Raw genomic sequence first — 15,172 nt, forward strand, 5'->3', positions numbered from 1 at the left:
GTGGAAAAGAAAATAGCCTATCATATTGATAATAATCAGGAGGAGCAACCTATAGATATTAAATCGTTACTCAGTAATATTGTATCTCATTGGTATTATTTTGTGATTGCGTTTCCAATATTTTTAGGGTTAGCTTTTTTATATTTAAAAGTTACTACACCTATTTATAAAGTAACCTCCACAATTATAATAGACGATGAGAGTAGTTCTACTATGAATACAGAAGAGTTTTTTGGGGATATGAGTCTTTTCGGAAACCAAAAAAACATTGAGAATGAAATTGCTATTTTAAAGTCATATAAATTAGTAAATAAAGTTGTAGACTTTCTTGATATCAATATTGCTTATTATGAGAAAGGCGTCTTTAGAGATATAGAAAAATATAAATCAAGTCCGTATAAAGTAACTTATGACTCCTCTCACTATCAGGTATTTAATAAACCTTTTGATATAAACTTTGTCGCGGATAATATATATGAGGTCTCTTTTGATGAGACCGATTTCTTTGTTAACATACCATACACTGGAGAAAAAACTTTTGTCGAAGAATTTACATTTAAGGATACTGTTCATATAGGGCAAATATGTTCTACAGAGTATTTTAAATTTACTATTAACCATAGTGAGTTTTTTAAAGAAGGTTTTTCAAAAAATGAATTAGAATATAGCTTTAAGATTAAAGATGTTGAAGATATAACAGAAAGTTACAGAAGTGCTCTTGCCATAGAACCTTATAGTACAGAATCTTCAGTATTAGAAATAAAACTAGAAGGTCCTATTGTAAAGAAAGAAACTGATTTTTTAAATATGTTGGGCAAGGTTTATATTGCCAACCAACTTGATAAAAAGAATCAAGCAGCTGTAACAACAATAGATTTTATTGATAATCAAATCTTACAAATAACAGACTCTTTGCAAGGGGCTGAAGCACAACTAGAAAGCTTTAGAAAAGAAAAAAATGTAATAGACATAAGCTTTACAGCTTCCAATGCTGCAGAACAACTTCAACTACTTGAAACAGAACAATCTAACTTAAAAGTAAAAGATCAATATTATCAATTTTTGCTTGATTACCTTGAGAGTAGTGATTTTAATTCGATTATTGCACCAGCTTCAATTGGTATTGAAGATCCCTTATTAAATGCTTCTATCGTTGAATTAAAACAGTTAAACTCGCAAAAAATAGCATTATCTTATACAGCAAGTGAGAAAAGTAAAGAATTGTCTATTTTAAATCTTCAAATAGATAACTTAAAGAAAACACTTACTGAAAATGTTAAGAATATTATAGGTTCTTCTAAAATTGCACTAGAAGATATAGGTAAAAGAATAGCAGAAGTAAAAGGAGTTCTAAATCAACTACCTGAGAATGAAAGAGACTTAGTTAATATTCAGCGAAAATTTAATTTTAGTGATAATTTATATAACTACTTATTGCAAAAACGAGCTGAAGCAGGTATTGCAAAAGCATCTAGTATGCCTGAAAATGAAGTTTTAGATGCTGCTAGAATGATAGGGAATGAGCCAATATCCCCTAAAAAATTACCTATTTATCTAATTGCAGTATTTTTGAGTTTTGTAGTTCCTGTATCAATTATTATTATAAAAGACTTTTTTGATGATAAAATTAAAGATACAGACCAACTAGATAGATTATCTTCTATTCCATTATTAGGCTCTATTGTAAGAAATAGTAATGAGGATGTGAATATACTTAATTCGCCCCAATCAGGTTTAGCAGAGTCTTTTCGTGGGCTTAGGGTTAATTTGCAGTTTTTAGGAACTGATATAGATAATAAGGTAATAGGTTTTACATCTACAATAAGTGGAGAAGGTAAAACATTTTGCTCTTTTAATTTAGGTCTTATCTTAGCTACTTCTGGTAAGAAAACTGTAATTATAGGTGCTGATTTACGAAAACCTAAACTTGGAGAGTATTTCGAAAAATTTAGGTATAAAAACGGTAATGGAAATGGCAATACTGATGATAAACTTGGATTGAGTAGTTACTTAATAAATAAAACTGGCTTGGATGGTATTATCAAAAAAAGTCAGATAGAATGTTTAGATGTAATTACGAGTGGGCCTATGCCTCCTAATCCAGCGGAATTATTAGAATCACACAATTTTGCTAGATTAATTGAAGAATTAAAGCAGATATACGATTATATAATAATTGATGCACCTCCATTAGGTCTTGTTGCTGATTACTTCATTATTAAAAAATTTACAGACATTAATATATATGTTGTAAGACAGGATTACTCTAGAATTAAATTTATTGAAGATATTGAAAAAATATATCAATCAAAAAAAATAAGCAACCTCTCTTTAGTACTGAATGATGTTAAAAAGTCGAAATCTGCTTATGGCTATGGTTATGGCTATGGATATTATTCAGATGATAAAAAAGTAGGTATTAATCTACTTAAGGCTAAACCGAAACAAGAGGTTTAACAGTTTTTATTGATAAATCCAAGCATTTATAACTATTAACCATAACACAGTACAAACTCTCACTTTTTATTAAAAAAAAGCTTAATATTAAGTTGTACTACAATAGTTTATGAAGAAATTAATAACTGATACCCTATTCATATCTGTAGGTGGTTTTTTAACAAAAATAAAAGGTATTCTTTTTATACCAATCATAATTGCTGCTGTTGGTTTAGCAAACTATGGTGCATTTGTACAGATTTATGCAAACGTAAAAATACTGATACCCTTTTGTGCCTTAGGTCTAGGTATGGGTTTTCAAAGATATGCATCAAAAATTCCTAGTACAGATAAATATACTTTAAGCTTACATTTTTATTCTATTCTAATACCCTCTATGATGCTTGGGTTTATTGGAACATCTATATTATTCTTCTTATCACCATATTTGAATGATTGGTTTTTAGAAGGTAAGCACCTATTAAGTTTACAAGTTTCAAGTATTATGGTATTTTCAAATACTTGTTATACCAATGTAAATAAGTTCTTGTTAGGAAATAAAAAGTTTAAATTATATTCTGTATTAGAGTTTAGCTATGCATTTATTCCATATCTCGGTTTTGTTATAGGATCTGCATGGGAACAAGATATATTTTACGGAATACTTTATTATTCTCTCTTAGATTTGTTAATAGCCATGATTTTCTTTTTACATCTGGCTAAAGACTTCTCCATTGTTTCTCCTTCATTAAAGATATTAAAGCAATATTTTCAGTTTTCATACCCATTGGCTATAAGCAATATAGAAGGTGGACTATTGAGTAAAGCTGATAGATATTTTATTAGTTATTTTCTAGGAGTTGAAATGCTAGGAGCATATAACATTGTACATAGGATAGTTGATATAATCACATTTATTAGTGTGCCTATTAGAAAACAAATAATGAGCTACCTGCCTAAAATATGGGATCAAAATTATAAAGAAGAATCACTATCTATGATTAAGTCTAGTCTATTTATATTTTTAGTTGTTTCAATAGGTTTACTTAGTTATTTGATATTTTATTTTGAAGCTATTCTAGATTTATTTGTTGGTAAGACCATTGAAATTGAAAACCTTAAACTATTAGTATTTTTTTTAGGCCTAGCAGCTGTTTTTTCTGGTGTTAAGGTATTTTATTATCTTGTGGTAAGGTTAAAGAATACAACTAAGCAAGAATTGTTTTTCCAATTTGCTGGTATGTTGTTAAATGTAATACTAAATTATTTTTTAATACCAATATATGGACTAATAGGAGCGGCAAGTGCTACTTGTGTTAGCTATTTCTTAATCATCATATTGCTTAATTTTTTCCATAAAATTAATTTAGACTACAGTTTTTTATTAAATGTAATATCAGTAATAATTTTTGCCATTACATTTTTTGTAGTTTCAAGATTGATTGTACCAGAAGGTATTATATCATTTATTGTTAGTTCTTGTTTGTCTTCAGCATTATTTGGTTTATTAAGCTTTTATTCAAAAAGAAAGTTTATAAAACAGGTAACTACTGAAATAAAGCAATATAAAATTATGGTTAAAAGTATTAAAAAAATTAAATCAACTTAATCGATGTTAGAAAATCAAAAGAAGCCTAATTTTTTGATTATAGGTGCTCCAAGAGCTGGTACGACATGGATTGATAAGAATATCAGATGTCACCCTGAGATTTATTTGCCACCAAAAAAAGAAGTGCACTTTTTCGATAATAATTATGAGAAAGGGGTCGATTATTACATGTCTAATTTTGATGGGGTAAGTAATGAAAAGGCTATTGGAGAAATCACACCGTCTTATTTACATCGAGACCAAATTGCTGAAAAGATATATCGGACTTTAGGAGATATAAAATTGATTATGTGCCTACGTAATCCTACAGAAAGACTTTATTCAAGATATTGGAATGCAAAAAGTAAATTTGCTGAAAACAAAAATTTATCTTTTGAAGAAAAAATAAATTCTAAAGAAGAATTTATTCAAGAAGGCCTTTACTTCACTCATATAGAAAAGTATCTCAAGTTATTTTCAAAAGAAAATATACTGATATTACTATATGATGATCTAAAAAATGATCCAGAACTTTTTTTGAAGTCTATATACAACTTTCTAGAGGTTGATGCTGAGTTTAAAGCGCCTTTAATGAATAATAAAATTAATTCTGCCTCTTCAAAAAAGTTATTAGGTAAAAGTATAATTCTCAATTATCTCTCAAGAGGCTTAAGAAAGGCAAAGTTGTATCAAATTTCTCAAAAAATAGAAGATGTTAATAGTGTTAAGCTACCTCAAATGAAATATGAAACAAAAAAGTGGCTTACAGAAGAAGTTTATTATGAAAGTAACAAAAAATTAGAGGGTATGATAGGAAAAACTTTAGATAGTTGGAATAAATAAACTGAATTAAGCATGGAACTGAAACGAAAACAGATTAGTAATTGGATTAAATTGTATAGTTCATTCCATATTCCAAATGGAGAAAAAAATATTTTTCTTTTTTCCACACCTCGTAGTGGTTCAACTTGGCTTACAGAGTTAATAAGTACTCAGCCGCAGTTTAAAATGGTGAAAGAACCTTTTAATATTAGGAAAGACTATGTAAGAGAAAATTTAGGATTAAATACTTGGGAAGACATTCTTGATCCAACAAAATCTAATAAAATAGCTGCGTACCTTAATAGTTTTATCGATGGAACATATAAGGATATTAGATTAAAAAGGCCTGTGCCTTTCTCTCCACTATGGAAACCAATTACATCACGAATAATATTTAAAATACTATTTGCAGGAGAAAGTGATTTTAATTGGTTTAAGGAAAACTTTAATGGAGAAATTATTTTTCTATTAAGGCATCCTATTCCTGTTGCATTATCTAGAGAAATATGCCCAAGGTTAGATTCATTTATAAATTCTGCTTTCATAGAGTATTTTAATAAAGAAGAAAAGCAATATGCAGAAAGTATTATAAAAGATGGAACCCCTTTTGAAAAATCAATCTTAGATTGGTGTTTTCAAAATGTATTACCTCTAAGAACCCAGAATGATGCATGGCTAACAGTCTCATACGAGCAAACTGTACTTCAACCTGAAATTGTAATTGATAGTTTACTTAATAAATTTCATTTTAAAAAGCCAGAAAAAATAAGAGATAGGTTAAATACAGCATCCGGATCTACAGTAAAATCCTCTGAAGAGTCTAAGAAAATTCTACTAGACCCAGATCAAATACATAAAAACAAAAAATGGCTAGTAGAAAAATGGGAGCAGAAAATTGATGATGCTCAACATAAAAAAGCATTTGAAATATTAGATGCATTTGGTATAGATTATTATGAGTATAAGAATTTTCTACCAAAAGAAAAGTATCTATTAAAATGATAATATTTTGAGTAAAAAGATAGCATTCATATTACCCCATTACTATAAATACTACCGAGGTGGAGCTGAGACGCAATGTTTTTATTTAGCATCTGAGCTTATTAATAAAGGATGGGAAGTACATTATATATTTGAGCACTCTAAGCTTATTAATGAAAAAGATGAATACGGTATTATTTTACATAGTTTACCTAAAAGAAAAGGATATCTAAAATGGATGAACTCTTTGAGTTTATTGAAAATAATGCAGTTGATAAAAGCTGATGTGTGGTACTCAAGAGCTAATATTTCATACCTCCACTATTTAGTGAAATTTGCGCAGAAAGTAGGAGGGAAAGTAGTTTGGGCATTTTCAAGAGATTCACAGTTTTCATTAAAAGATAATGAACAAAAAGATGCAATCTTACCAGTAAAGATTTACAATAGGTTTAATAAACTAAGATTTTTTAAATCATTAACTCTTTCTAACCTAATACTTTTACAAACAAAAGGTCAATATCACCTTCTGCAAGAAAACTTAAATTTAATAGGTACTATTATCTATAATGCTCACCCTTTAACAGGTATAAAGGCTAATGGCATAAAAAGAAAAAAGCAAGTGTTGTGGATAGGAAGAATGAGACCATTTAAAAGGCCTGATAGATTTATAGAAATTGCTTCAGCTTTACAAGATACTGATATAGAGTTTAAAATGGTTGGTAAATATGATAATAACGATATACAAACTTTATTAGGAAGTGCCAATTTAACTAATGTAGAAATTTTAGGAGAAAAAAAAGCAACTGAGGTACATGAGTTATTAACAGAATCGATGCTGTTAGTAAATACAAGTGAGTATGAAGGTTTTTCTAATACTTTTATTGAAGCTTGGTTAAGAGGTGTACCAGTGTTTTCTTACCAAGTTGATCCTGATAATATGATTGTGAGCAATCAACTCGGCATTGTAAATGGAGATATCGACATACTTGCAAATAAAATAAATGAAATATGCAACGATGCTTCCCAATGGCAAATGCTTTCTGAAAAATGTAGAAATCATGGATTTCATAATTTTGATATAATCAAAGCAGTAAACAAACTTGAAGAATCATTAAGTAAAATATGAAGCAAAAGATTGTATATATTATGGGAATTGGGCATAGCGGTTCAACGTTTTTGCAAATGCTTCTGTCTAGCCATGAGCAAATAGTTGGAATGGGAGAGGTAAGTCTATTACTAAAAAATAGAAATAAAGAAAGTATTCCCCAATGTTCATGCGGAGATAGTGTAGAGAACTGCAAAGTATGGGGAGGTTTACTTAATGAGCTCAAAAATAGTGATGATGACATACAGGCTTTTCAAAATATACTTTTACAATTTCAAGAAAAATTTCCTTCTAAAATACTCATAGACAGTTCTAAAAACCTTATAAGTTTTAAAAAATACTACGCTAATAAATCTCTAAAAGACATAGAGGTTAATGTGATTTTTCTTGTAAGAGACTTTAGAAGTTGGGTAATATCAAGAGAAAAAAACAATAAACGGAAAAGCAGGAATAACTATGGCGTAGTATATAATGCTTATAAGTGGTATTATCGTAATAGAAGAAAGTTAAATTACTTAAAAAGTGCTGGGATTCCTTTTACTGTTATTAGCTACGAAGATTTAGTTTTACAAAAAGCTAAAACCTTAAAAAAGATAAGTTCATTTTTAGATATCCCCAATGATTATTCTGAAATACACCAAGCTGAAATGCATGATATTTATGGGAATCGAATGAAAAATGATACCAGCAAAAACAAACAAATATATTATGATAATAGCTGGATGAAGATGAATCAAACAGCTTTTATATCGCCATTACTCATGCTACCATATGCATTAAATAAGAAACTATACACTCAATAATGATGAAAAACCTTTACTATCTTAGTTGTTCTCCTATTCCGTCGCAAAAGGCAAATAGTATACAAGTAATGAAAATGTGTCAAGCATTTTCTATGCATTGTAAAGAAGTTATATTGTTTTGTATTTTAAAAAATCATAAAGAAGACCTTCATAAATATTATGGAGTAAAAAAGTCATTTCAAGTAAAAGCCATAAAACTTCCAGGTATTAAATTTCTCAATAGAATTATATATGCATTATTAGTATTCCGAAAGCTAAAAAGGATGAAAGCTAAAGGGATTTTATATAGTAGAGACATATTTTCTACAGGAACTATATGCTTGCTTAACCCCAAAAACTTTTCAATAATATTTGAGGCACATGCTCCACCTGCAACAAAATTAAGAAAAGAGGTACTCAGATATATTTTCGGCAGTAAGTACTTTAAAGGTGTAGTTACTATCTCCGGAGCACTTAAAGAAGAATATATACGGTTGTATGGAGACTTAATTAGAGATAAAACCTTAATTGCTCATGATGGTGCTGATGGTAACCAGATACCAAGTGAAATGATAGAAAACTCTAATTATAACTCTAAAGGCACAAAATTAAAATTAGGATATATTGGAAGTCTTTATCCCGGTAAAGGTTCTGAAATTATTATTGAGCTTGCTAAACTATTACCCAAATACGATTTTCATATAGTAGGAGGTACAGAGGAGCAAATCAATAAATTAAAAGAAGAAAATACGCTTGATAATGTGTGTTTTCATGGATTTGTAAAGCCAGAGCAAATATATAATTATATGGATACTTTTGATATTATGTTGGCTCCATATAAAGCAAATGTGATTGTTGGAAGTGGTACACTTGATATAAGTAAGTGGATGTCTCCATTAAAATTATTTGAATACATGGGTGGAGGCAAGGCAATTATAGCTTCTGACTTACCTGTGTTGAGAGAGGTTATAACTAATAATGAAACAGCATTATTGGCTGATCCTGAAAACTTAAAAGACTGGGAAAGTCAAATTAAACATTTAGAACTTCAAGAAAATCGAGAAAAATTAGGTCGTAATGCCCAAAGATTGTTTTTTGAACACTATACTTGGGATAAAAGAACTGCTTTTATACTTGAGCACTTTTTTAAAAAAAATCCAAAATTGAATGATAAGCTATATACATAATTATGGAAAAGTTAATTTATCTTTTTTGGGGAATTTCAGCTTTAATCATTGTAATTGCATTTACTCTTTCATTAATTAAAAGAGAAAAACTACTCTTTTTAATTCCATTTGTAATTACATTTATTCCTATTGAATATATAGATAGGTACTTTTTTAAATTGCCAACTATATTAAATTGGTTACCACAATTAATTTTACTTTTATGCGGAATTGTTTCTGCAATAGTTTTAATTAAAAGACCAATGAAGAGTTCCATTTGGTTCTCTATTGCCTATTTTTTATTTATCTTTTTGGCTATTATTTCAATTTCTATAAATGGAAACAACATAGTATCTGCTATATACTCACAAAGAGGATTTATCTTTATATTCTCCTTCTTAGTTGCTTCTAAAGCAATGTATGACAGACTTTCTCTAGATAAATTTTATAAGCTTACTATTAAAGCAGGTTTTATATCTGCACTCCTAGCCGTTTTTCAAAGAATGCTTGTAACACTTACTTCTTCTACAGGAGATATGGTAACAGGTTTATTTAGTTCTGATAGTCAGTATCTATACTTTCATTGTATTTGCTTTATAATAACAATTGCCTATTGGTACAATGGACAACAATTAATGAGGAAAATCTCTGCTAGTAATTTGTCTATATTGTTTATACTGTCTATTGGTATAGCTAATAATAAAGCGGGTATAGGGTTTCTTATATTAATTCTTCTATTTTTTGCAATTTATGTGGGGTATAGAAACTTCTGGAAGTTTTTTGGAAGACTTATTATTCTTGGCATTTTTATATCAGTGAGTTTATTAATATTTGAAAAGATTTTAATTGGTAGTGGTAGGTTAAAAAATGAAGAAAGCTCTTTTGCTTATTTATCTGACCCTGAATATGTATCCGATTATATGTTTGGTAGTGATGATAATTGGCATGGACAGTTTTCAAAAAGTGGGACCTTAAGAAGGGGAGCTGCTATCACATTTGGATATACTTTATTAAGTAAAGATCCTTATCATTTTTTGTTTGGAAGAGGCCCAGGTTCAACCTCTGAAAGTAGTATTGGAGAAGGTGATCTCAGCAAAGTGTATGAGGGCTATAAAATTGGTCGTTCCACTCTTTCAGAGAAATTGACAGAACATGGATTATTAGGAACAATTTTTTTTATAGGGGTACTTCTTGCAGTATATTTTGCCAACTCAAAAGAGCATCCACTTAATGCCAATCATTTACTCATTAAAAAGGTTGCCATACTTTTTATGTTAGTTTATCTACCATATGAAAATATATTCTTAACTATTATAAATGGATTGGTATTTACACTGTTGCTTTATCCAAATATTACCTTCATAGAAGGTGAAACGCTATTTTCATATCTAGATGATGAGAAAATAAATCAAGCAGATTTAAATAAAATCAATATATAAATAGGTTTCTTTATGGATAACTATCAAACTAACTCAGTAGCTACAGAACCTGTTTTTATTGTAGGTATGCCTAGAACAGGCTCAAAGATTTATAAGAATATTATTAACTATCACTCAGATATAAACATCTCACCTGAAATATTTTACTTAACACCCAACTGGATAAGAAAAGACTTCATTCAACTAACTCAATCCTTAATTGGAGAAACTAGTTCTGATAACTCTCTTGATAAACTTGCTTCTTTGATGTTTGAAAATAAATTTTTTGGCACTTACTGGAGAGATATAAAAGGCGAAAAAAAAGATATGCTAAAATTGCTAAAAGGAACAAATGGTTCTTTTAAAGAAATTTTTATAGCAATACTAGAATATGATGCTCAAATAAATAATAAAGTAAAATTAGGCGCCAAATTTCCTGTACATATTACTAAAGCACACGAGTTACAACAGTGGTTTCCCAAAGCTAAATTTATTCATATTAATAGACATCCACTTGCCATTTATAATTCTCAGAAGCGTAAGCATATAAAAAACAAAACTAACTTTACTTCAAAAATACTCACCCTTACAAAGGTATTTTTAGTAACAATAATTACATATAGGTCTTCCTATAAGTTTAATAGAGCCAATAAAGGAAATAAAAACTACGAATTATTTGAATATGAAAAATTGACATCTAATCCTGAAGATCAAATTCGTAGATTGTGTGATTTTTTAGCCATAAATTATAAACCAGAAATGTTACAACCACCAGTTAAAGATTCTTCATATCAAATTAATAGTCAACCTATTGGTATTCATCAAGAATCTTCTGCTAGATGGAAAAAAGAAGTAAACTATATAGAAAAAATCGTTTTTAAACTATTAACCAAATCCACATTCTCAAATTGAAGCAATCAGTTTATTATGAAAAAGATATTGGTTCTTACTCCAGATCTAAAAAATATTGGTGGTGTTGCTAATTACTACAAAACATTGTCGCTAGATCAGGCAGATCATATAGATTATTTTTTTGTAAATGTGCATGGTAAAGAAAATGCTTTAAAGAAAATAATCAGACTTTTAACAAGATATATACTCTTTTGGAAAATACTAAAAAAAGTAAATTATCAATTAGTCCATGTAAATCCTTCTTTAGATAAAAAATCATTTTTTAGAGATGCACTTTTTACTTATCTAGCTATTATAGCACAAAAAAAAATATTGGTATTTTTTAGAGGATGGGATGAAAAATTCGAATTGAGTATACATAAATCTCCAATAAAAAAGTGGATTTTTTTAAATACGTTTGGCAAAAGCAAATACCTCTTACTATTAAGTCGTTACTTTGAGCCTAAAGTAACGAATTTAGCCGCTACATTAAATGCCAGCAAGGTTTGGTTTGAAACTACAGTTGCAGATAATAGCTTTTTACCTTTATTAGACATCCACAAAAAGGCAGAAGAAAATCCAGTAAATTTTCTTTTTCTTTCCAGACTAGTAAAAGAAAAAGGAATTTTTATAGCCTTAGACGCTATAAATGAAATTCAAAAAAAATATCCTGATCGAAAAATTCATTTATATGTTGGAGGTGATGGGCCAGATTTGAACCTAGCTAAAAAATATGTTACACAGCATAACATAGAAAATATTCATTTTCTTGGTTTTGTTAGTGGCGATCAGAAGGGAAAGTTACTATTAGATTGTCATGTGCTATTATTTCCAACATTTCATGGCGAAGGTTTACCAAATACTGTTTTAGAGGCGATGTTGTACGGAATGCCTGTAATCTCTAGAATAAATGCTGGAATACCTGATGTTGTTACTCATGAAAAAAATGGTTTTATAACAGAAAGTCTTTCTTACGAAAAATTTGCAGAGTTTATTGACATACTAATTTCCGAAAATCAAATCTATAAAAAGATGGTTTTTGAAAATTATGACAAAGCAAAAAATGCTTATACTAGTGATGTAGTAAAGAATAGACTACTTAATATATACAGTGAAATTTTAAATTAATTATCTTGATCTCAAAGCTAAAATGGATAAAGAATAGATGGATGGCGATGGAGCATCCAAAAGAAGACTTTTATAGATTAAAACAGTTTATACAACATCAGGTATTAGATAAAATAATAAATAGAGATACAGTATTAAAAAAATATAAAAATTTTACTTTTAAAAAGTCTATTAAACCTATTTATTCTTTAGAAACTTTAAACGATTTTTTATCTGAAAACTTTGATTATCAAACTTTTAAAGTATATGATCATACTATTACAGATATAATTTCTTTAGATAACTGGCATGGAGACATTAAAAATAACATAAACCCTCCAAGCGGTTTCACACACAAAATTCCATTTCAAAATTTTAATAAGGCAGGAGATTTTAGATATATAAGTGTTGTATCACGATTTCATCATTTCCCAATATATGCTGCATTGTCTTTAGTTAATCCTACTCATAATTATGAGCAAATTTTAAAAGACCAACTACACAATTGGAATACACAAAACCCTTTTCTGTATAGTATAAATTGGCGCAGTGGAATAGAAATAGGAATAAGAAGTATAAATCTTTTATTTACTAGATTTTTCATTAGAGATAAAGAGTTAATAAGGTTAATCGACGATTTAATGATCTTAAATTATCACTTTCTTATTAATCATATGTCACTGTATTCTTCTGCCAATAATCATCTACTCGCTGAGCTTACAGCTATATTTTTAATAACAACTTATTACCAATTTAATAAGAGTGATACATGGAATAAAAAATCTTTTCAATTACTCTTAGAAGAACTGTTTAAACAGACTCATGAAGACGGTTTTACTAAAGAACAATCTTCACACTACCATGCCGAAGTTTTAAATATGTATTTACTTGTTTTTAGTACTGCGCAGAAACATCAAATTGATATTCCGATAAAAGCAAAACAACAAATTGGGAATATGGCAGAGTTTCTTCATTATATTTTAAATGAAGAAGGTACAGAAGTACTTCCATTAGGAGATAGTGACGAAGGTGAGTTACTTTTTCCTTTTTTTGATCAAGATTATAATATATACAGTTCGGTTTTAACTGATACAGCACTAATATTAAATACAAAAAAGTATCTTGGGAAAGATAAAAGATTTGATTTTAGAAATTATTTAATTCAGCAGGATACTGGATATAAGCAATTTTTATTACTCCAAAATCAAACTGATGATGAAGATACTATAAATTTACAAACTAAATTATTTAAACATTCTGGATACTGTTTCTTTATAGAAAATAAATCAAAATTATGTTTTGATGTAGGCGAAATAGGCTTAGGAAAACTAGCTGCACATGGACACTCCGATCTTTTACATTTTACATTAGACTACAATGACCATCCCTTTATTATTGACCCAGGAACATATCAGTACCATGAAAAATATAAATTTTGGCGAAATTATTTTAGAGGGATTAATGCACATAATACCATTTCTGTAGATGATGCAAACCATGCCCAAGCAGCAGGTAGAATGATATGGTTACAACACCCTAAATTGCATTCATTAGAATTTACTGATAACAATAAACAAGTTTATTGTAGTGCATCACATAATGCATTTTTATCTAAAAGTGGAGTTGTTCATAATAGAAAAATATTATATGATAAAAAAGATAAGTTTTATACTATAACAGATACACTTGAATGTAGTAACACAAAAACTATAAAATTTGCCTTACATTTTCATCCATCTCTAAAAGTTATTCATGAAAAAGCATCTATTATATTAATAAATCCTAATAATTTAAGAGTAATAATTAATAATAATTATTTTTCAGTAGCTAAACTATACAAAGGCGATATAGAAAAACCATTAGGATGGTTTTCCAACCAGTTCAACGTAAAAAATCCAACTACATCTTTATTGTTAGAGTTGGAGATAGAGGGTACAACCTCACTGATAACTAACATATATTTCCATTAATTAAATAAAAATGATGTAATAACATCATGGAAGTTAAAAACAAGAAGATTATTTACATAATTGGAACAGGTAGAAGTGGCACAACACTACTAGAAATATTACTTGGTAATGCCAATAACATATTTAATGCTGGAGAATTAAATAGGTACCCTAAGAGAAAAGGAATACCTCCTCAGCATGCTATAGATGCTCCTACCTATCAGTTTTGGAACAAAGTTGGACAATCGTTAAAACTATCAGCAAATGAATTAAGAGAACAAGAGCTCTTACATTATAAATTTGAATATCACTCTGGACTATTAACTAGATTAATAGGTATTAAAAAAAATACTTTCTATAAGTATCAACAGTTTCTTAGATCATTTTATCAAAGTATTTTTGATGAGATAGATGAAAGTATAATAACAGATTCTTCAAAATATCCAGGGCGAGCACTTAATATTTCTCAATCTTTACCCTACGATATTTATTATGTCTATATAAAAAGAAACCCAGTAAGCGTAGTAAGATCATTTGCTAAAAAAGATATTGAACAACCATCAAAAAAATGGTTGCCAGCAAACTTATATTACTTTTCAGTAAATTTATTATGTCAAATTGTAGTTAATAAACTCCAAAAAAAACATAGAGTAGTAGAAGTTACTTATGAAGACTTAATTAATTATCCTGAAAAGTTACTTAAACACATTGAAGAAAAGCTAGGTTTAGATCTTTCTAGTGCTATTAATAAACTCCAAGACAACACGCCGTTGTACACAGGCAAACTGTTCGATGGTAATCGAATTAGAATGAAAAAAGAAATATATTTAAGATCTGATTTCAAAAAACTGGATTATACCTTTAGAGATAACTTAACACGTGCCATTAATTATCTTATTTATCATTAACTTCAATAAGTTTAATAAC

General features: G+C 28.7%; 12 protein-coding genes. All 12 read left to right on the forward strand.

Annotation, left to right across the window (positions count from 1 at the left end):
- The 12 genes from OQ292_RS40160 to OQ292_RS40215 all read left to right on the forward strand — a co-directional run bounded on the left by OQ292_RS40160 (position 1) and on the right by OQ292_RS40215 (position 15,153).
- Entirely contained in the window at positions 1-2,457 is a 2,457-nt protein-coding gene (locus OQ292_RS40160) for a GumC family protein (RefSeq protein WP_284689877.1), read from the forward strand.
- Positions 2,458-2,566: 109 nt separating this feature from the next.
- Positions 2,567-4,045, forward strand: a complete 1,479-nt coding sequence (locus OQ292_RS40165) for a lipopolysaccharide biosynthesis protein (protein ID WP_284689878.1) — start codon at positions 2,567-2,569, stop codon at positions 4,043-4,045.
- 3 nt (positions 4,046-4,048) lie between these two features.
- Complete coding sequence (locus OQ292_RS40170; RefSeq protein WP_284689879.1) at positions 4,049-4,867, forward strand: sulfotransferase domain-containing protein; 819 nt, start codon at positions 4,049-4,051, stop codon at positions 4,865-4,867.
- Positions 4,868-4,879: 12 nt separating this feature from the next.
- A complete protein-coding gene (locus OQ292_RS40175; protein WP_284689880.1) occupies positions 4,880-5,848 on the forward strand; it encodes a hypothetical protein in 969 nt (322 codons plus the stop codon).
- A gap of 7 nt (positions 5,849-5,855) precedes the next feature.
- On the forward strand, positions 5,856-6,953 hold the full coding sequence (locus OQ292_RS40180; protein WP_284689881.1) for a glycosyltransferase family 4 protein: 1,098 nt from the start codon (positions 5,856-5,858) through the stop codon (positions 6,951-6,953).
- Positions 6,950-7,735, forward strand: coding sequence for a sulfotransferase (locus OQ292_RS40185; protein ID WP_284689882.1), 786 nt, complete (start codon positions 6,950-6,952; stop codon positions 7,733-7,735). The genes OQ292_RS40180 and OQ292_RS40185 overlap by 4 nt, the downstream gene beginning before the upstream one ends.
- Positions 7,735-8,901 carry a glycosyltransferase gene (locus OQ292_RS40190; protein ID WP_284689883.1) on the forward strand — a complete coding sequence of 389 codons (1,167 nt, stop codon included), beginning with the start codon at positions 7,735-7,737 and terminating at the stop codon, positions 8,899-8,901. The genes OQ292_RS40185 and OQ292_RS40190 overlap by 1 nt, the downstream gene beginning before the upstream one ends.
- Positions 8,902-8,903: 2 nt before the next feature.
- Entirely contained in the window at positions 8,904-10,319 is a 1,416-nt protein-coding gene (locus tag OQ292_RS40195; RefSeq protein ID WP_284689884.1) for a hypothetical protein, read from the forward strand.
- Positions 10,320-10,331: 12 nt separating this feature from the next.
- Complete coding sequence (locus OQ292_RS40200) at positions 10,332-11,210, forward strand: sulfotransferase family protein (protein ID WP_284689885.1); 879 nt, start codon at positions 10,332-10,334, stop codon at positions 11,208-11,210.
- Positions 11,211-11,225: 15 nt separating this feature from the next.
- The gene (locus tag OQ292_RS40205; protein WP_284689886.1) at positions 11,226-12,317 is read left to right on the forward strand and encodes a glycosyltransferase family 4 protein; all 1,092 of its coding nucleotides are present in this window, start codon (positions 11,226-11,228) and stop codon (positions 12,315-12,317) included.
- Positions 12,318-12,364: 47 nt separating this feature from the next.
- A complete protein-coding gene (locus tag OQ292_RS40210; RefSeq protein WP_284689887.1) occupies positions 12,365-14,266 on the forward strand; it encodes an alginate lyase family protein in 1,902 nt (633 codons plus the stop codon).
- Positions 14,267-14,292: 26 nt separating this feature from the next.
- Complete coding sequence (locus tag OQ292_RS40215) at positions 14,293-15,153, forward strand: sulfotransferase (protein WP_284689888.1); 861 nt, start codon at positions 14,293-14,295, stop codon at positions 15,151-15,153.
- The last annotated feature ends 19 nt before the right edge of the window (positions 15,154-15,172 follow it).

It is taken from the genome of Chondrinema litorale (genome assembly GCF_026250525.1).
Taxonomy (GTDB): Bacteria; Bacteroidota; Bacteroidia; order Cytophagales; family Flammeovirgaceae; genus Chondrinema; species Chondrinema litorale.